The 18,424-nt window shown below is 66.3% G+C and carries 20 protein-coding genes and 1 pseudogene; 12 read left to right on the top strand and 9 right to left on the bottom strand.

Going from position 1 to position 18,424, the window contains the following annotated elements; all coding sequences use genetic code 11:
• Positions 1 to 148: 148 nt before the first annotated feature.
• Entirely contained in the window at positions 149 to 619 is a 471-nt protein-coding gene (locus tag CLG85_RS13335; protein WP_260349077.1) for a DUF4174 domain-containing protein, read from the top strand.
• 90 nt (positions 620 to 709) lie between these two features.
• Here CLG85_RS13335 and CLG85_RS13330 read toward each other — a convergent pair whose 3' ends face one another.
• From CLG85_RS13330 to CLG85_RS13300, 7 genes are all read right to left on the bottom strand, one after another.
• Complete coding sequence (locus CLG85_RS13330) at positions 710 to 2,710, bottom strand: acetyl-CoA carboxylase biotin carboxylase subunit (RefSeq protein ID WP_260349076.1); 2,001 nt, start codon at positions 2,708 to 2,710, stop codon at positions 710 to 712.
• Between the two features lie 162 nt (positions 2,711 to 2,872).
• Complete coding sequence (locus CLG85_RS13325; RefSeq protein WP_095882092.1) at positions 2,873 to 3,079, bottom strand: YMGG-like glycine zipper-containing protein; 207 nt, start codon at positions 3,077 to 3,079, stop codon at positions 2,873 to 2,875.
• A gap of 451 nt (positions 3,080 to 3,530) precedes the next feature.
• Complete coding sequence (locus CLG85_RS13320) at positions 3,531 to 3,893, bottom strand: hypothetical protein (protein WP_095882091.1); 363 nt, start codon at positions 3,891 to 3,893, stop codon at positions 3,531 to 3,533.
• 102 nt (positions 3,894 to 3,995) lie between these two features.
• Complete coding sequence (locus tag CLG85_RS13315; protein ID WP_176476574.1) at positions 3,996 to 4,139, bottom strand: hypothetical protein; 144 nt, start codon at positions 4,137 to 4,139, stop codon at positions 3,996 to 3,998.
• Between the two features lie 214 nt (positions 4,140 to 4,353).
• On the bottom strand, positions 4,354 to 4,713 hold the full coding sequence (locus CLG85_RS13310; RefSeq protein WP_095882090.1) for a DUF6497 family protein: 360 nt from the start codon (positions 4,711 to 4,713) through the stop codon (positions 4,354 to 4,356).
• Between the two features lie 90 nt (positions 4,714 to 4,803).
• Complete coding sequence (locus CLG85_RS13305; RefSeq protein WP_095882089.1) at positions 4,804 to 5,142, bottom strand: hypothetical protein; 339 nt, start codon at positions 5,140 to 5,142, stop codon at positions 4,804 to 4,806.
• Positions 5,143 to 5,155: 13 nt separating this feature from the next.
• A complete protein-coding gene (locus tag CLG85_RS13300; RefSeq protein WP_095883950.1) occupies positions 5,156 to 6,688 on the bottom strand; it encodes an acyl-CoA carboxylase subunit beta in 1,533 nt (510 codons plus the stop codon).
• A 175-nt stretch (positions 6,689 to 6,863) separates the two neighbouring features.
• Between CLG85_RS13300 and CLG85_RS13295 the strand changes: the two genes are divergently transcribed.
• Together CLG85_RS13295 and CLG85_RS13290 are read left to right on the top strand one after the other, a co-directional pair.
• Positions 6,864 to 8,093 (top strand): multidrug effflux MFS transporter, encoded by a 1,230-nt coding sequence (locus tag CLG85_RS13295; protein ID WP_095883951.1) that lies wholly within the window; start codon positions 6,864 to 6,866, stop codon positions 8,091 to 8,093.
• Between the two features lie 40 nt (positions 8,094 to 8,133).
• Entirely contained in the window at positions 8,134 to 9,537 is a 1,404-nt protein-coding gene (locus CLG85_RS13290) for a helix-turn-helix domain-containing protein (RefSeq protein WP_095883952.1), read from the top strand.
• Positions 9,538 to 9,540: 3 nt separating this feature from the next.
• Here CLG85_RS13290 and CLG85_RS13285 read toward each other — a convergent pair whose 3' ends face one another.
• Positions 9,541 to 10,122 (bottom strand): hypothetical protein, encoded by a 582-nt coding sequence (locus CLG85_RS13285; RefSeq protein ID WP_095883953.1) that lies wholly within the window; start codon positions 10,120 to 10,122, stop codon positions 9,541 to 9,543.
• 209 nt (positions 10,123 to 10,331) lie between these two features.
• Between CLG85_RS13285 and gatC the strand changes: the two genes are divergently transcribed.
• The 9 genes and pseudogenes from gatC (at position 10,332) to CLG85_RS13240 (ending at position 17,740) form a co-directional block, all read left to right on the top strand.
• The gene (gene gatC / locus CLG85_RS13280; protein WP_095883954.1) at positions 10,332 to 10,619 is read left to right on the top strand and encodes an Asp-tRNA(Asn)/Glu-tRNA(Gln) amidotransferase subunit GatC; all 288 of its coding nucleotides are present in this window, start codon (positions 10,332 to 10,334) and stop codon (positions 10,617 to 10,619) included.
• The gene (gene gatA / locus CLG85_RS13275; RefSeq protein WP_095883955.1) at positions 10,616 to 12,103 is read left to right on the top strand and encodes an Asp-tRNA(Asn)/Glu-tRNA(Gln) amidotransferase subunit GatA; all 1,488 of its coding nucleotides are present in this window, start codon (positions 10,616 to 10,618) and stop codon (positions 12,101 to 12,103) included. Before gatC ends, gatA begins: the two co-directional genes overlap by 4 nt.
• A gap of 46 nt (positions 12,104 to 12,149) precedes the next feature.
• The gene (locus CLG85_RS13270) at positions 12,150 to 12,833 is read left to right on the top strand and encodes a hypothetical protein (RefSeq protein WP_095883956.1); all 684 of its coding nucleotides are present in this window, start codon (positions 12,150 to 12,152) and stop codon (positions 12,831 to 12,833) included.
• A gap of 8 nt (positions 12,834 to 12,841) precedes the next feature.
• A pseudogene (locus CLG85_RS13265) lies at positions 12,842 to 13,502 on the top strand (N-acetylmuramoyl-L-alanine amidase).
• Positions 13,503 to 13,753: 251 nt separating this feature from the next.
• On the top strand, positions 13,754 to 15,427 hold the full coding sequence (gene ctaD / locus CLG85_RS13260; RefSeq protein WP_224842981.1) for a cytochrome c oxidase subunit I: 1,674 nt from the start codon (positions 13,754 to 13,756) through the stop codon (positions 15,425 to 15,427).
• Positions 15,428 to 15,520: 93 nt separating this feature from the next.
• Positions 15,521 to 16,015 carry a metallophosphoesterase family protein gene (locus CLG85_RS13255; protein WP_260349070.1) on the top strand — a complete coding sequence of 165 codons (495 nt, stop codon included), beginning with the start codon at positions 15,521 to 15,523 and terminating at the stop codon, positions 16,013 to 16,015.
• Positions 15,964 to 16,269, top strand: a complete 306-nt coding sequence (locus CLG85_RS13250) for a metallophosphoesterase family protein (RefSeq protein WP_260349069.1) — start codon at positions 15,964 to 15,966, stop codon at positions 16,267 to 16,269. The genes CLG85_RS13255 and CLG85_RS13250 overlap by 52 nt, the downstream gene beginning before the upstream one ends.
• Positions 16,270 to 16,316: 47 nt before the next feature.
• Positions 16,317 to 16,811 carry a DUF2244 domain-containing protein gene (locus CLG85_RS13245; RefSeq protein ID WP_224842976.1) on the top strand — a complete coding sequence of 165 codons (495 nt, stop codon included), beginning with the start codon at positions 16,317 to 16,319 and terminating at the stop codon, positions 16,809 to 16,811.
• A 17-nt stretch (positions 16,812 to 16,828) separates the two neighbouring features.
• A complete protein-coding gene (locus tag CLG85_RS13240; protein ID WP_260349068.1) occupies positions 16,829 to 17,740 on the top strand; it encodes a hypothetical protein in 912 nt (303 codons plus the stop codon).
• 55 nt (positions 17,741 to 17,795) lie between these two features.
• On the opposite strand, the gene CLG85_RS13235 is transcribed toward CLG85_RS13240, so the two are convergent.
• Positions 17,796 to 18,263 (bottom strand): GatB/YqeY domain-containing protein, encoded by a 468-nt coding sequence (locus CLG85_RS13235; protein ID WP_095884249.1) that lies wholly within the window; start codon positions 18,261 to 18,263, stop codon positions 17,796 to 17,798.
• Positions 18,264 to 18,424 lie beyond the last annotated feature (161 nt).

The raw sequence follows: 18,424 nt of genomic DNA, 5'->3' as shown, positions 1-18,424 counted from the left end.
TCGTGCCTCATCCGGCGCGCCGGGGGCGCGGGATGGTTGAAATCTGTCTGGCGCGCGGCGCCGCGCGGGTTGGGCGCGCCGCGAAAAATTGGCACAGCCGGGCATCGGGGCCTGTGCAGCCGCGCCAAGCGCGCCTATATCTGGGGACATGATCCGCCGTACCGCCCTTGCCCTGATCGGTTTTTTCACGCTCACCGCGGGAGTTGGCGCGGCACAGGGCGCGGAAACCCCCGCCCCCGAAGAGCCCCCGATCCGCCCCGCCGGCGAGGCGACTCTCGACGAATTCCTCTGGGTCAAGCGCCCGCTTCTGGTCTTCGCCGACACGCCGAACGATCCGCGGTACGTCCAGCAGATGCAGCTCATCGAGGCGCGCATTGACGCGCTGGTCGAGCGCGATGTGGTGGTGATCACCGACACCGACCCCGCGGCGCGCAGCCCGATCCGCCGCGCGATGCGGCCGCGCGGCTTCATGCTGATGCAGCTTGCCAAGGACGGCTCGGTGATCATCCGCAAGGCCAGCCCTTGGGACGTGCGCGAGATCACCCGCTCAATCGACAAGCAGCCGCTGCGCCAGCAGGAGGTCCGCGACCGCCGCGACGCCTTGCGCGAGCGGCAGTAGCCGGAAACAGAGGCGCGCATGGCGCCACGCGGGCCGGGGCACTCTGCCCCTGCCCTCCGTGTCGCCATGTGCCCCTCTCGCGTCATGAGATCACTCGAACTCCATGATCACGTCATCCACGGCGAGACTGTCGCCGGGGCCCGCGTTGATCTTGGAGACCTTGCCTCGGCGCTCGGCACGCAGGATGTTCTCCATCTTCATCGCCTCGACGGTGCAGAGCGCCTGGCCCTCCTGCACCTCGTCGCCCTCCGAGACGTTCACCTTCACGATGAGACCCGGCATGGGGCAGAGGAGCAGCTTCGAGGTGTCGGGCGGCAGCTTCTCGGGCATGAGCCGCGCCAGCTCGGCCTGGCGCGGGGTGCGCACGTTGACCTTGAGATCGGCACCGCGGGCGCGGATGCGGAAGCCGCCCGAGATCTTGCCGACCTTCAACACCAGCGGCTTGCCGTTGACCTGCATGTGCGCGAGCGCGTGGCCCGGCGTCCAGTCACCGGTAACGCGGACCTCGGCGCCATCCTCGAATTTCACCGTGGTGCCCGCCTTGTCGGCGGCCAGCACCACGTCGAAGCTCGTTCCCTGCAGCGCGACGTTCCAGTCATCGCCGACCTTGCGCTCGTGGTTGTCGAGCGTGCCCGAGATGCGCGTGCGGCGGATCTCGGCGACGCGGTTCATCGCGGCGCAGGCGGCAGCGACATCGCGCAGCGCCTCTGTGCCCAACGTCACCCCCTCGAATCCGTCGGGGTATTCCTCGGCGATGAAGGCGGTGGTGATATTGCCCGAGATGAAGCGCTCGTGGTCCATGACCGCGGCGAGGAACGGCAGGTTGTGCCCGATGCCCTCGACCTCGAAGCCGTCGAGCGCGTTTCGCATCACCTCGATGGCCTGTTCGCGGGTCGGCGCCCAGGTGCAGAGCTTGGCGATCATCGGGTCGTAGTACATCGAGATCTCGCCGCCTTCGTAGACGCCGGTGTCGTTGCGCACGATGCCGCCCAGAAGCTCGCCCTCGGCGGGCGGGCGATAACGGGTGAGGCGGCCGATCGAGGGCAGGAATCCGCGATAGGGATCCTCGGCATAGAGGCGGTTCTCGATGGCCCAGCCGTTGATCTGCACGTCGTCCTGGCTGATCGACAGCGGCTCGCCGTTGGCGACGCGGATCATCTGTTCGACGAGGTCGACGCCGGTGATCAGCTCGGTCACCGGGTGTTCCACCTGCAGGCGGGTGTTCATCTCGAGGAAGTAGAAGTTCTTCTCACCGTCGACGATGAATTCGACGGTACCGGCGCTGGTGTAGCCCACCGCCTTGGCCAGCGCGACCGCCTGGTCGCCCATCGCCTTGCGCGTCTCGGGGTCGAGGAAGGGGCTCGGCGCCTCTTCGACGACCTTCTGGTTGCGGCGCTGGATCGAGCATTCGCGCTCGTTGAGATAGATGCCATTGCCATGGGCGTCGCAGAGCACCTGGATCTCGATGTGGCGCGGCTGGGTGACGAATTTCTCGATGAAGATGCGGTCGTCGCCGAAGGAGCTTGCCGCCTCGTTCTTGGACGACTGGAAGCCCTCGCGCGCCTCCTCGTCGTTCCAGGCGATGCGCATGCCCTTGCCGCCGCCGCCGGCGGAGGCCTTGATCATGACCGGGTATCCGATCTCGCCCGAGATCTTCACCGCCTCGTCGGCATCCTCGATCAACCCCATATACCCGGGCACGGTCGAGACGCCCGCCTCCTGGGCGATCTTCTTCGAGGTGATCTTGTCGCCCATCGCCTCGATCGCGCCCTTGGGCGGGCCGATGAAGGCGACGCCGGCGGCCTCGAGCGCCTCGGCGAACTTCGGGTTCTCCGACAGGAAGCCGTAGCCCGGGTGCACGGCCTGCGCACCGCTGTCCCTGATCGCCTGCATGATCTTGTCGATCACGATGTAGGACTGGTTGGCCGGCGGCGGGCCGATGTGCACCGCCTCGTCGGCCATCTCGACATGCAGCGCGTGCTTGTCGGCATCCGAATAGACCGCCACGGTCTTGATGCCCATCTTGCGCGCGGTCTTGATGACCCGGCAGGCGATCTCACCGCGGTTGGCGATCAGGATCTTGTCGAACATGTCTCTCCCTTTCGTTGCGTTTCTTGGCCGACGGACGGCGCCGCGGCTTCGGCAGAAGGCTGGCTGTAGACAGCAAAAGGGCCACCGGAGCGAAATGCTCCGGTGGCCCTGGAAAACGTGTAAGCTGGCGTGCGGCGAAACCCGCCGCTGCGCCGCGTCAGATCAGTTGCAGTACTGCGGGGTGACGTCGTCGCAGACCACACCAGCGGTCGCACCGACGGCTGCGCCGACCATGCCGTCACCACCGACCGCGCGGTCGATGAGGTAGCCGCTGCCTGCGCCGATTGCGCCGCGCTGGAGGTCGGAGTTCTCGCAAGCTGCGACGCCAAAGACACCAAGGACGGCAAGAATACGGATAACGTTTTGCATGAGGGACACTCCCCGATTTGTGTAAGTTGAACTTGCTCTTCAACGCCACGGATTTGGTGAAGGTTCCATACATCATTTCGTTTTGTCGCGGCATGCGCGCCGCTCCGCCGATCGCAGGCCTCCTGCGGGCGCAACCCCGCGCATTCCCCGCCCTTCTGACGCGACGGAATTCGGCCATTCGCCGCCTTGGGTGCGGCAAGGATGCCGGTTTGGGCAACCGGCTGGTCAAGTCTTTCGGGCGGGGAGAAAAAAGAAGCGGGCGTGCGGTCAGGGGATGTGCCGCAGCGCCCGCGAGGGGAAGGGTAACGGTGAGCAATGAGCGCAACCGAAGGCTGCGTCATTGCCCGCAACATGTTGATAGTGCACGTCTCGCCAGGCCGGTCAAAGCCATATCCGAACGGATAGGCCGGACCGGCCTCTTTTCGCGCATGGCACGAAAGGAGGGGCGAGTTTACGCCCATTCGTCGTTCTCGTCGAATGCCTCGGGGAAGGACGCGCGGGCAGCGGCCTCGTTGATCACCAGCATCGCCTCGTAGCTCGCGGGATCGAAGGGCTCGTCGTAGGGCAACACCTCGCGCCCGAAGAGCCAGGACAGGCGCCCCGCGTCGAGATTGCCGCGTTCGAAAGGCTCGTCGCCGAAATGCGCCCAGAGCGAGGCCATGAAGGCCAGGTCGGCGCGCTTGTCCGCCGCCTTGCGGTCGCGGAAGCGCTCCCGCCGGATGATGGCGGTGATCCCCTTGGGGTTCGCGCGACGGATGGTGAATTGAAAGTCCGTGCCGGGAAGTCGGCTCGGAAAGCCACGGTGCTTCAGCATACCGGGCCCCCCTCTATAAGGGCCCGTGGAAGCGGGCGGTGAGATGCGGCCCTGCCGGGCCGGGAGTGCGGGACGGACCCGAAGGCCCGCCCCGGCGACAAGTTACTTGTACTTGCCGGTGTAAACGGGCTCCGCGGTAACGGGCTCCGGCTCCACAACCACGTATTCTTCTTCCTGCTGGCCGCCGCAAGCGGAAAGGGTTGCGACGAAGCCAAGCATTGCAAGCAGATGGATGCTCTTGGACATCTTATTCTCCTGTCAGATTCTTTGGGCCCTACGGAACCTTGCGGCCCGGTCTGCCCTCGTTCGGGTGTTTCGACTGCGAAGGTGCAATCACCCCCCAACATAGCGCAAGTTACGAAAAAGAAATACGTAACTCGCTTCGCCGGCATTTTTTTCCGATGAAGGGCCCCAAAACAGGAAAAATCTGAGCGGATTTCCGCGCACGCCGAGAACAACATCAGAACGCCTCCCAGACGCAGGCCCCGTTTCGGGGGCTATAGGCCTCGAAGTATTGACGGATCTCGGGTCTGCTTTCCCCATAGGCAACCGGTTCGGCCATGAGCGAAATCACGATCAGGGATGGAATCACCTCCACCTCTCCGAGCCGTGACAGGGCAAAGCTGTCGCACAAATGCTGCATGTCGGCGGAGACCTCGTCGAAACCACGGGGCGCGAAGCCGCCGATCTCCGGCGCCAGGAAACGGAAGCGCTCGACCGCCGCCGAGTCATCCCAGAGCGCGTCGTAGAAGGTGACGGGCATGCCCGAGGGCACTGCCACGACGCTCTCCTCTTGCGCCGTGGCCAGGCCCGGCGTCATGGCAAACGCCAGAGCCAGAATCCCGTTTCTCCTCACCCTCGTCCAACGGAGCTTCACAAGGACCTCCCGTTCCTCATCTCGCGGGGCGGCTCAGGCCGCCCAGGTCACCCAGCGCGCGCGGTTGGCGCGGTCTTCCAGAACTTCGGCGATGCGCGTCTCGACCGCTTTGCGCGGCAGCGCGCCGGCCACCTCTCCGCCAGCCTCAACGGTCACCCCGCCGGCGCAGGGCTGCACCCGGACCACGGGCGCGAAGCCGCGCAGGTCGCGCAGCGCCCGCCACATGTCCTGCCGCACCTGATGCGCCAGCCGTTCGGGACGGCCCACCGGCGGCAGCAGCGTCTCGACCTTCAGATCGAAACGTGCCGGGCTGCGCCGGGCGAGCGTCACCGCTCCACCCTCGCGTACCATGTGCCATCCCTTCACCTGCATCGGCGCCTCCGGCTCAGAGCGGGATGTTGTCGTGCTTCTTCCACGGGTTGCTAAGGCTCTTGTTCCTCAGCATCGCGAAGGCACGGCTGACCCGGCGGCGGGTCGAGCGGGGCTGGATCACCTCGTCGATGAAGCCGCGTTCGGCCGCGACGAAGGGATTGGCAAACCGGTCCTCGTAGTTCGCGGTGTGCTTGGCGATCTTCTCGGCGTCGCCGAGGTCGGCACGGTGGATGATCTCGGTCGCGCCCTTTGCGCCCATCACCGCGATCTCGGCGGTGGGCCAGGCGTAGTTCACGTCGCCGCGCAGGTGCTTGGAGCTCATCACGTCATAGGCGCCGCCATAGGCCTTGCGGGTGATCACGGTCACTTTCGGCACCGTCGCCTCGCCGAAGGCGAAGAGCAGCTTGGCGCCGTGCTTGATGACGCCGCCGTATTCTTGCGAGGTGCCCGGCAGGAAGCCCGGCACGTCGACGAAGGTCAGGATCGGGATCTCGAAGCAGTCGCAGAAGCGCACGAAGCGGGCCGCTTTCTTCGAACTGTCAATGTCGAGGCACCCCGCGAGCACCATCGGCTGGTTGGCCACAACGCCGACGGTCTGCCCCTCGAGCCGGATGAAGCCGGTGATGATGTTCTTGGCGTGCTCTTCCTGGATCTCGTAGAAATCGCCCTCGTCCGCGACCTTGGTGATCAGCTCCTTCATGTCGTAGGGCTGGTTCGCATTTTCCGGGATGATCGTGTCGAGCGAGCTTTCGACCCGCTCCACCGTGTCGAAGAACGGCCGCACCGGCGGCTTCTCGCGGTTGTTGAGCGGCAGGAAATCGACGAGGCGGCGCACTTCGGCCAGCGCCTCGACGTCATTCTCGAAGGCACCATCGGCGACCGAGGACTTGCGGGTGTGGGTGGTCGCGCCGCCCAGTTCTTCGGCGGTGACGACCTCGTTGGTCACCGTCTTCACCACGTCGGGGCCGGTGACGAACATGTAGGAGGTGTCCTTCACCATGAAGATGAAGTCGGTCATCGCCGGGGAATAGACCGCGCCGCCGGCGCAGGGCCCCATGATGACGGAAATCTGCGGGATCACCCCCGAGGCCATGATGTTGCGCTGGAAGATCTCGGCATATCCGGCGAGGCTGTCGACCCCCTCCTGGATGCGCGCGCCGCCGGAGTCGTTGAGACCGATCACCGGCGCGCCGTTCTGCATGGCCATGTCCATGATCTTGCAGATCTTCATCGCGTGGGTGGCCGAGACCGAACCGCCGAGGACGGTGAAATCCTGGCTGAAGACATAGACCATGCGGCCGTTGATGGTGCCCCAGCCGGTGATCACCCCGTCGCCGCTGGGACGGTTGTTCTCCATCCCGAAATCGGTGCAGCGGTGCGAGACGAACATGTCGTATTCTTCGAAACTGCCCTCGTCGAGCAGCAGCTCGATGCGTTCGCGCGCGGTCAGCTTGCCCTTGGCATGCTGCGCGTCGATGCGCTTCTGCCCGCCGCCGAGGCGTGCATCGGCGCGGCGCGCCTCCAGTTCGTGAAGAATGTCTTTCATGGCCAGTCCTCTCCGTTTGCCCGGACCATACAGTGGAGGCCCTTCCGCTCAAGTCAAATTCGGCAAATTTGCAAACTCTGAAAATACCTTCATTAGCAAATAGCAAATCCGCAAATATCGTTTCACGCAGGTGATACGCGTGGACTTTGAGGACGTCCCGACATACGGAAACACCATGAATAGATCATCGCGCGGGCGCTTTCTCGACCCCTCGACCCCACCGCATCTTGTCACGCTTGTCCTGCTTGCCGGGCTCTCGGCGCTGGCGATGAACGTATTTCTGCCATCGCTGCCGCAGATGACGGCGTATTTCGACACCGAATACAGGCTGATGCAGCTTTCGGTGGCGATCTACCTCGGGGTCAACGCCGCGCTGCAGATCCTCATCGGGCCGATCTCGGACAAGCTGGGCCGCAGGCCGGTGATTCTCTGGGGTGTCGCGCTGTTCATGCTGGCCACTCTGGGCTGCATCTTCGCCACCGATGTCTGGGTATTCCTGCTGTTCCGCATGTGCCAGGCGGTGATCGTCACCGCCATGGTGCTGAGCCGCGCCGTGGTGCGCGACATGGTCGGCCAGGACGAGGCCGCCTCGATGATCGCCTATGTCACCATGGGCGTCGCGGTGGTACCGATGGTGGGCCCGGTGATCGGCGGCGCGCTCGGCGAAGTGCTGGGCTGGAAGGCGATCTTCTGGATGCTCTTCGCGCTCGGCGGCGCGGTCCTCTGGCTGAGCTGGCGCGACCTGGGCGAGACCTCGACCGCCAGCAGCCTGTCGCTGGCCGCGCAGTTCCGCGAGTACCCCGAGTTGCTGAAAAGCCCGCGCTTCTGGGGCTACGCCATGGCCTGCGCGCTCTCCTCGGGCGCCTTCTTCTCCTACCTCGGCGGCGCACCCTTCGTCGGCTCCGAGGTCTTCGGCCTGAGCCCCGCCTCGCTCGGCGTGCACTTCGGTGCGCCGGCGGTCGGCTACTTCCTCGGCAACTGGATCTCGGGGAAGTTCTCGGCGCGGGTCGGGCTCAACCGCATGATCCTCTGGGGCTCGCTGATCCTCACCTGCGGGCTCTCGGCGGCGCTGATCACCTTTGCCCTCACCGGCGGCTCGGCGCTGATCTTCTTCGGCTTCATGTGCTTCGTCGGCCTTGGCAACGGCATGACCATCCCCAATGCCACGGCCGGCACCCTGTCGGTGCGTCCGCATCTCGCAGGCACCGCCTCGGGGCTTGGCGGGGCCATCATGATCGGCGGTGGCGCGGCGCTCTCGGCGCTGGCCGGCGCGCTGCTCAGGCCCGGAACCGGCGCCTGGCCGCTGCTCTGGCTCATGCTGGCCACCGCCGTCGGCGCGGTGATCTCGATCCTGCTGGTGATCCGGCGCGAGCGGCGCCTCGGAGGGCTGGACGCCGCCGAGTGAGTTTGCAAAATTACCCCCAGGCGGGGGCAAAGGTGCAAACATGGCGACACGCAAACTCTACGCAGGCGCGAAGCTGCGCGACCTGCGCGGGCGGCTGGGGCTGACGCAGAAGGATTTCGCCGGGAAACTCGGCGTGTCGCTGCCCTATCTGAACCAGATGGAGAACAACAACCGCCCGGTCTCGACCACCGTGGTTCTGGCGCTGGCGCAGGAGTTCGGCTTCGACGTCACCGAGCTGGGCCAGGGCGATTCCGAGCGGCTGATCTCGGACATGCGCGAGGCGCTGGCCGATCCGGTGTTCGGCGAGCACGCGCCGCCACTTGCGGACCTGCGGCTCACCGCCTCGAATGCCCCTGCCCTTGCCCGCGCCTTTCTCGAGCTGCACCGCGCCTACCGGCAGACCCACGAGCGGCTGGCCTCGCTCGACGAGGCCCTGGGGCGCGAGGGCACGCAGATGCAGCCCTCGCCCTGGGAAGAGGTGCGCGACTTCTTCCACTACTGCGACAATTACATCGATGCGGTGGACCGCGCCGCCGAGCACTACGCCCACGGGCTGGGAGAGGGCGGCGCGGACCTGCGCGGCGCGGTCCTCGCGCACCTGCGCGAGCGCGACATCACCGTGGAATTCTCGCAATCCGCGCCGCTGCGCAGCTATGACGCCGAGCGGCAGGTGCTGACCATGTCCTCGCTGGCGCAGCCCGAGACGCTGACCTTCCAGATGCTGATCCAGGTGGCGCTGCTGCGGCAGGAGAAGCTGCTCGAGGCAACGCTGGATCTGGCCCGCTTCCAGTCCGACACCGCCCGCGCCATCGCCAAGCTCGGGCTGGCCAACTACTTCGCCGGGGCAGTGATGATGCCCTACATGCGGCTGCTCGGGGCCGCGCAGGAGACCCGGCACGATCTGGAACTGCTGGCGGCACGCTTCGGCGCCTCGGTCGAGCAGGTGGCGCACCGGCTCTCGACGCTGCAAAGGCCCGGGGCCAAGGGCATTCCCTTCTTCTTCGCCAGGGTCGATCAGGCCGGGACGATCACCAAGCGCCACTCCTCGACCCGGCTGCAATTCGCGCGGTTCGGTGGCGCCTGCCCGCTGTGGAATGTGCACCAGGCCTTCGAGACGCCGAACCAGTTCCTGCGCCAGCTGGCCGAGACCCCCGACGGGGTGCGCTATGTGCTGCTTGCGCGCGACGTGACCAAGCCCGCGGGCCGCTTCGGCGCGCCGGTGCGGCGCTTTGCGATCGCGCTTGGCTGCGAGGTCAAGCACGCCGGCGCGCTGGTCTATGCCGACGGGATGGACCTGGGGAGGGACAGTGCCTTCGAGCCGATCGGCATCTCCTGCCGGATCTGCGAGCGCACCGATTGCCACCAGCGCTCGGTCCCGCCGCTCGAGAAGCGGATCTCCATCCACCCCGAGCGACGGGACATCCTGCCCTATTCCTTGGAGTAGGCCTCAGCCCTCTTGCAGGCGCAGCGCGCGCTTGGTGGCAAAGACCTCCTGCCGCTCGACCCAGGGGTACTTGTGGTCATCCACCACCGGTCCCCAGTAGAGCTCGCCGCCGTAGCGCCAAGGGTCGAGCACGATGCCCTCCCTCATGGTCCCGCCCTTCTGGCTGACGATGACCGAGCTGTGCTCGATGCGGAAGGTCTTCATCGCATTGGCGATGCCGCGATGCAGGTCGATGGTGCGGAACTTCTCCTGCTCGAGCCGCGCCTGCAGGTCATCGGCCCACTGGTAGCACAGGCCGCGCGGGCGGGTGCCGTTGTTGACTTTGATGTTGTGGATGTAGGCCGGGTCGGTGACGTTCCAGGCCACCGCAAGCTCGCGCGGATAGTCGAGGGAGATGCGCGCCATGCGCCGCGCTTCTTCGGGATCGACACCCGGGCCGAGGGCCTGAATGGACTGCGCCAGCGCGGCGTATTCCGAGGGCGGCGGGGCGGGCACTTGCGGATTGCGCACGCCCGCGCAGGCCGAGAGAAGCGAGGCAGCCAGCAGCAGCGGCAGCAGAGAGAGACGGGAGAGGAACTGGGGCACGGCTCGGAAGGTCTTGTTGCTGGGAAATGGAACTGGGTCTGACCTAGCGCGAGCGAGGAGGCCTGTCGAGCAGGCAGCGTTCGCCCGGCGGTTTCGTCCTGATTTCGGGCGACCAGCCATTGCAGCCCCTCTCTGCGCCTTGCGGGGCGATGCTCGGGGGGGGTAAAGGCAACGGGACTTTGACGGACATTGACGGACAGGGGGAACCCATGTCGATCGACATTCAGACGGCGGCACGTGTCGCCAAGCTGGCGCGCATTCGCGTGGAAGACGAGGCGCTCCCGGCGCTGGCACAGGAATTCAGCAATATCCTCGATTTCATCGAGCAGCTGAACGAGGTGGACGTGGAGGGCGTCGAGCCGATGGTCTCGGTGACCCCGATGCGGCTCAAGCGTCGCGCCGACGGCGTGACCGATGGCAGCATGCAGGACAAGATCCTCGCAAACGCCCCCGATGCCCGAGAAGGCTTCTTTGCCGTGCCGAAGGTGGTGGAATGACCGAGCTGACCAAGATGAAACTGGCCGAGGCCCGCGACGCGCTGCGCAAGGGCGACGTGACCTCGGTGGAGCTGACCGAAGCCTGCCTTTCGGCGATCGAGGGCGCGGATGCGCTCGGCGCCTTCGTCCACAAGACCCCCGAGATCGCGCTCGAGCAGGCCAAGGCCGCCGATGCCCGGATCAAGGCCGGTGACGCGCCCTCGATGTGCGGCCTGCCGATCGGCGTGAAGGATCTCTTCTGCACCAAGGGCGTCGCTTCGCAGGCGTCCTCGGCGATCCTCGAGGGATTCAAGCCCGAGTACGAGTCGACCGTCACCAGCCAGCTCTTCGACGCCGGCGCGGTCATGCTGGGCAAGCTCAACATGGACGAATTCGCAATGGGCAGCTCGAGCGAGAACTCGTGCTACGGCCCGGCGGTGAACCCGTGGAAGCGCAGCGGTGACGACACGCCGCTGACCCCCGGCGGCTCCTCGGGCGGCTCGGCCTCGGCGGTTGCGGCGGATCTCTGCCTTGCGGCCACCGGCACCGACACCGGCGGCTCGATCCGCCAGCCCGCCGCCTTCACCGGCATCACCGGCATCAAGCCGACCTACGGGCGCTGCTCGCGCTGGGGCATCATCGCCTATGCCAGCTCGCTCGATCAGGCCGGCCCGATGACCAAGGACGTGCGCGACGCGGCGATCATGCTGCAGGCGATGTGCGGCCATGACCCCAAGGATTCCACCTCGGCCGACCTGCCCGTGCCCGATTTCGAGGCCATGCTGACCGGCGACATCCGCGGCAAGACCATCGGTATTCCGAAAGAGTACCGTGTCGAGGGCATGCCCGAGGAGATCTCCAAGCTCTGGGACGAAGGCGCGAAGATGCTGGCCGATGCCGGCGCGAAGGTCGTCGAGATCTCGCTGCCGCACACCAAGTACGCGCTGCCGGCCTACTACGTGATCGCCCCGGCGGAAGCCTCGTCGAACCTCGCGCGCTATGACGGGGTGCGCTACGGCCACCGCGCCAAGCTCGCGCAGGGCGAGGGCATCAACGACATGTACGAGAAGACCCGCGCCGAAGGCTTCGGCCTCGAGGTGCAGCGCCGCATCATGGTCGGCACCTACGTGCTGTCGGCAGGCTTCTACGACGCCTATTACAACCGCGCCCGCAAGGTCCGCACGCTGATCAAGAAGGACTTCGAGGATGCCTTCGCCGCCGGGGTCGACGCGATCCTCGCGCCGGCCACCCCGTCGTCGGCTTTCGGCATCGGCGAGATGAAGACCGCGGACCCGGTGCAGATGTACCTTCAGGACGTTTTCACCGTCACGCTGAACCTTGCCGGGCTTCCGGGCGTTGCAGTCCCGACCGGGCTCGATTCCAAGGGCCTTCCGCTCGGTCTTCAGCTGATCGGCCGTCCGTGGGAGGAAGGCGATCTTCTGAACACCGCCTACGCGCTGGAGCAGGCCGCAGGTTTTGTGGCAAAGCCGGCGAAATGGTGGTAAAGGCCCTTTAAAAAAAGGCGCCAAAAAAAGGACTAGGGCAGCGGTTATGACACGCATTCTCCTCGGTGGCGCGGCCTTGCTGGCCCTCGCCGCCTGCACCACGCCGATCCCCGACAGCGGGGCGGGCTTCAACAACTACGACAGCTATCAGGCCGAGCGCGCGCAGCGCGACGCCATTCTCGAGAGCAGCCCGGCTGTGACCTCCTCGGAGCTTCCCCCGGCGGGTCGGAGCGACGATCCGGCGGTCGCGGCAGCGACCTCGGTGCTCGACGCGCCCGCGGGCGCACCGCTGCCCACGGCGGCGAACACCCCGGCACCGCAGTCGGTGACCGATTCCGCGGGCCTGTCGGAAGAGAACAGCTTCGACGCGGTCTCTTCCGAGCGCACGATCGAGGACGACAAGACGCTGATCGCGCAGAACCGGGCGCAATACGAGGTGGTCACCCCGACCGACCTGCCGGCGCGACCGGATTCCAACGCGCCGAACATCGTCGCTTACGCGCTGCAGACCAACAACCCGGTCGGCACGCCGCTCTACAGCCGCTCGGCCTTTGCCTCGACCGAGAAAGGCCAGCGCAACTGCGCCAAATACGAGACCAGCGACCGCGCGCAGGAAGCCTTCCTTTCGGGCGGCGGTCCCGAGAAGGACCGCAACGGGCTCGACCCGGATGGCGACGGCTTTGCCTGCAGCTGGGATCCCGCGCCCTTCCGCGCGGTGCGCGGCTACTGATCCGGGCCTTGGACCCGATCTGGTTTCCGTCTGACAATTTCGGGCCGCGACGCTTCGGCGCGCGGCCCGATCTCGTTGTGCTGCACTACACTGCGATGAAGACCGCCGAGGCTGCGCGCGACTGGCTGTGCAACCCCGAGGCCGGGGTCTCGGCCCATTACGTGCTCGGCTACGACGGCACCTGCTGGCAACTGGTGACCGAGGAGATGCGCGCCTGGCACGCGGGACTCGGCGCCTGGGGCACGGTGGAGGAGGTCAACTCCCGCTCCATCGGCATCGAGATCGCCAATACCGGCGCCGAGCCCTTCCCCGAGGCGCAGATGGCTGCGCTGGAGGTGTTGCTCTCGGGCATCCTCGCGCGTTGGTCGATTCCCCCCCGAGCGGGTCATCGGCCATGCCTGCATGGCGCCGGGCCGCAAGATCGATCCGGGCCCGCTCTTTGACTGGCCCCGCCTCGTCGCCAAGGGCCTGGCGGTGAGCGCCGCGCCCGCCGATCCGGGCGATTTCCTCGAGGACGCCCGGCGCTTCGGCTACCGCTTTGCGCCCGAGCACCTGCCCGCCCTGCTGACCTCCTTCCGCGACCGATTCCGCCCCGGCGTGACCGGCCCGCTCGACGACGCCGACCGCGCGCTGATGGCCGGGCTCGCGGCGCGCTGGCCCGCCGCCTGACCCCAAAGACGGGGAGCCGCCCGATAGCTAAGGTTCGGACAGGACGGGAAGACCCGGCTGCGAGCCGCTGCGCGCCGCACCCCGGAAAGCGCAAGAGGGGGGGTGCGACAATTAATTTTGATCTAGATCAAAGGAGATGATTGCCCGGTCGTTGGTCGGCATCTAAAAGGATTGGCAGACGTGGGGCGTGGAGGAGTAAGTGCGCGCCCTTGCGAGGGACGTACCTAATAAGGACCAACAGGAGGCACGCAATGGCAGATGCAGCCATTCACGGCCACGAGCACGAGGACGACCGCGGGTTTTTCACCCGATGGTTCATGTCCACGAATCACAAGGATATCGGGATTCTCTACCTGATTACCGCGGCATTCGTGGGCCTCATCTCCGTGGCCTTCACCGTCTACATGCGCCTGGAGCTGATGAGCCCGGGCGTGCAGTACATGTGCATGGAGGGCGCGCGCCTCTTCCCGACTTCGGTCGAGAATTGTACCCCCAACGGGCATCTGTGGAACGTGATGATCACCGGCCACGGGATCCTCATGATGTTCTTCGTGGTCATTCCCGCGCTGTTCGGCGGCTTCGGCAACTACTTCATGCCGCTGCAGATCGGCGCGCCGGACATGGCCTTCCCGAGGATGAACAACCTGAGCTACTGGCTCTATGTCACCGGCTCGACCCTGGCGGTCTGCTCGGTCTTTGCCCCCGGCGGCAACGGCCAGCTCGGCTCGGGCATCGGCTGGGTGCTCTACCCGCCGCTGTCGACCAGTGAATCCGGCCTCTCGACCGACCTCGCGATCTTCGCGGTGCACGTCTCGGGTGCCTCGTCGATCCTCGGCGCGATCAACATGATCACCACCTTCCTGAACATGCGTGCCCCGGGCATGACCCTGTTCAAGGTGCCGCTGTTCTCCTGGTCGATCTTCGTCACCTCGTGGCTGATCCTGCTGTCGCTGCCCGTTCTGGCCGGCGCGATCACCATGCTGCTGACCGACCGCAACTTCGGGACGACCTTCTTCAACCCGGCAGGCGGCGGCGATCCGATCCTCTACCAGCACATCCTGTGGTTCTTCGGCCACCCGGAAGTGTATATCGTGATCCTGCCCGGCTTCGGCATCATCTCCCACGTGATCGCGACCTTCTCGCGCAAGCCCGTCTTCGGCTACTTGCCAATGGTCTGGGCGATCATCGCGATCGGCGCGCTCGGCTTCGTGGTCTGGGCGCACCACATGTACACGGTGGGCATGTCGCTGACCCAGCAGAGCTACTTCATGCTGGCAACCATGGTCATCGCGGTACCGACCGGTGTGAAGGTGTTCAGCTGGATCGCCACCATGTGGGGCGGCTCGATCGAGTTCAAGACACCGATGCTCTGGGCGCTCGGCTTCCTGATCCTCTTCACCATGGGCGGCGTGACCGGCGTGGTGCTGAGCCAGGCGGGCGTCGACCGCGCCTACCACGATACCTACTACGTCGTGGCGCACTTCCACTACGTGATGTCGCTGGGGGCGGTGTTCGCGATCTTCGCGGGGATCTACTTCTACTTCCCCAAGATGACCGGGAAGATGTACCCCGAGTGGGCCGGCAAGCTGCACTTCTACGTCATGTTCATCGGTGCGAACCTGACCTTCTTCCCGCAGCACTTCCTTGGTCGCCAGGGCATGCCGCGCCGCTACATCGACTACCCCGAGGCCTTTGCCCTCTGGAACCACGTGTCGAGCTGGGGCGCGCTGATCTCCTTCGCTTCCTTCCTGTTCTTCTTCTGGATCATGTGGCACTCGCTGCGCAAAGGCGCCGCCTGCACCGCCGCAAACCCGTGGAACGAATACGCGGACACGCTGGAGTGGACCCTGCCTTCGCCGCCGCCCGAGCACACCTTCGAGCAACTGCCGAAGCGCGAGGACTGGGACAAGCATCACGCCCACTGAGCGCCTGACGCTTCGAGAGATTGACAAGCACCGGCCCCGGGGAAACCCTCGGGGCCGGTTCTCTTTTGCGGACCGCATTCCGAGGAGACCGCCATGACCCTGCCCGACCGCTTCGCTGCAATCGCCGACATCCATGGCAATGCCGATGCGCTGGAGACGGTGCTGGCGCGGATCGATGCCATGGGCCTCGGCATGGTGGTCAACCTTGGTGACATGTTCAGCGGCCCGCTGGCGGCGGGCGAGACATGGGAGATCCTGCGCGCCCGCCCCATGCCGACGGTGCGCGGCAACCACGACCGTTACCTGATCACCCAGGCTCCCGGCGAGATGGGCCCTTCGGACCGGGTGGCGCATGACCAGCTGCCGCGCGCGGCGCTGGACTGGCTGCGCTCCCTGCCGATGACGCTGGAGCTCGAGGGCGGCTTCCTCTGCCACGCCACCCCCGGCGCCGACGAGACCTACTGGCTGCACGAAGTGGACCGGCACGGCACGGTGCATCCCGCGGGCGCGCGCGGGTCGCGCGGCATCTCGACGGGGTGGCGCAGGGCCTGCTGCTCTGCGGTCATACTCACCTGCCCCGCGTCGTAAGCTGGCAGGGGCAGACCATCGTCAACCCCGGCAGCGTCGGCTGCCCGGGATATACCGACACCCATCCGCTGCCGCATGTGGTCGAAACAGGTACGCCCGCCGCCTGCTTCGCCACGCTCGAGCGGCAGGGTGCGGGTTGGCAGGTGGCGCACCACCATGTGCCCTACGATCCGTCACGCATGGTGGTCCTCGCCCGCGACCACGGACGCGACGACTGGGCCACGGCGCTGGAAACCGGCTGGATCAGCCTCTGATCGGCAATTCCCGTCGACAGCCCGCGCCCCGATGCTACTCTCCGCCCATGCCCTACAGGTGGACGACAGCCCCGGACGACACGGGCGGCGAGCTGACGCTCTGGCCGCACCAATCGCTTTCCGCCAAGGGGTTCGTCACCTTCATAGGGATCTTCTTCTTCATGGCGCTGATCCCCTTCTACGGGCTGCTTGGCACGCATCTGCTCTGGGGGCTTCTGCCCTTCATGCTCGCCGCGCTCTGGGGCATCTGGTACGCGCTGCGCCGCAACGAGAGGGACCGGCAGATCGTCGAGGTGCTGACCTTGTCGCCCGAAACCACCCATCTGATCCGGCACAATCCCCGCGGCCCTGCGCAGGATTGGCAGAGCAACACCTATTGGGTCAGCGCGCAGATGCACGAGGCCGGCGGGCCGGTGCCCTATTACGTCACGCTCAGGGGCAGCGGACGCGAGGTTGAGATCGGCGCCTTTCTGAGCGAAGAGGAGCGCAAGACGCTCTATCTCGAGCTTTCCGACCGGCTGCGGCTTCTGGCGCGGCCCTGACCGCGCGAAAGGTTTCCATGGCCCAGGTCCCCGCCACCAAAAAGATGAAGCGCCGCGCCCTGCGCCTTGCAGCCGCGCTGAGCCCTGCGCTGGCCGAGCGCCTGTCGCCCGTGGCCTCGGAGCGCGCCGCGCTGGCGCTGAGGGCGGCCTCGGCGGGAGTGACGCGGCCCCGCGCCGAAGACGTCGTCTTCCTAATCCCGCTGGTCGGCCCGCATCATGTCGGCGACTGGCAGGCGGTGATCGCCCGGCTGGCGCAGACGCTCGAGAGCTTCCGGCGGCAGGAGGGCGCGTGGCGGGCCGTGATCTGCTGCCAACAGCGCCCGCCCTTGCCCGAGGCACTGGCCGGAGACGCGCGCATCGGCTGGCTGCCATTTTACGATCCGACCCCCGGCAACGACAAGTGGCGCAAGCTGGCGGCGCTCTGCGACCACCTTGGCGAGACCGTCACGCGCCCGTCCTATGTCATGAGCTTCGATGCCGACGACCTGCTGCGCGACGGCACGGTGGCCGAGATGCTGGAGCGGCAGGAGGCGGGCTACCTCGTCGAAGAAGGCTACGTCATGGATCACGCCACGGGCGACGTTGCGCTCGCCGGTCCGCCGACCGCCGCGCGGCCGCTGCGCAAGCCGTTCTGGAAGCTCTGCGGCTCCTGCCTGGCGTTGCATCACAACCCGGCACTGCCGCAGAGCGCCAAATTCATGCGCGAGATGACCCAGCACGAGCACCGGATGTTCCCCTACCTCGCGGCGCTGGCCGGGCGGGTGCCGGTGGCGTTCCGCGAACCAGCGGTGCTTTACGTGCTGAACCACGGGGAAAACTTCGGCGCCCGGCGCGGGCGCGTGGGGTTCAAGACCCGCTTCGTGCAGCGCTTCCGGATCAGCGATCCCGAAGAGCTGGCAAAGGTGGCGGAAAAGTTTCCCGCCCCCTGACGCTTGGACTGCAACTCTCTGCGAAGAGAGTTGCCAATTCCTTTGCGAATTTGCCTCAGCCCGCCGCGGCGAGCCGGTCCTTGACCATCGGGCCCACGGCGCCGAAGTCCATGCGACCCTGGTAGCGAGTCTTCAGTACACCCATCACCCGGCCCATGTCGCGGATCGAGCTTGCGCCCACTTCGCGGACCGCCGCATCCACCGCCTGCGAGACCTCTTCGTCGTTCAGCGGCTTGGGCAGGAACTCCTCGATGATCGGGATCTCGGCCAGTTCTGCCTCGGCAAGGTCGAGCCGCCCGCCCTCTTCGTAGGTGCGCGCGCTCTCGCGGCGCTGCTTCACCATCTTGGCGAGGATCGACAGCAGCTCCGCATCCTCGACACCGTCGTCATTGCCTTCGGCGCGGGCAGCGATGTCCCGGTCCTTCACCGCGGCGGTGATCAGACGCAGCGTCGAGAGCCGCTCGGAGTCCTTGTCTTTCATGGCCTGCTTGGTGGCAGCCTTGATGCGTTCGCGCAAATCCATCGGAAAGGATATCCCCTTACGTTTCCAAGCCCCGAGACTACAGAAAGGCTCCAAAGGGCGCAATCCCGCCTTACTCCAACGGAAGTCATTGTTTTTGCTTCATTTATTTGAGGAAATCAGCGCTTGACCCTTTCGAGCGCTTCCCTTAGGCATGGCGCGAT

Source organism: Alloyangia mangrovi, from assembly GCF_002300555.2.
GTDB classification, from domain to species: Bacteria; Pseudomonadota; Alphaproteobacteria; order Rhodobacterales; family Rhodobacteraceae; genus Salipiger; species Salipiger mangrovi.
Note: the sequence above shows the minus strand (reverse complement) of the source record. Positions and strands in the feature narration are given on the sequence as shown.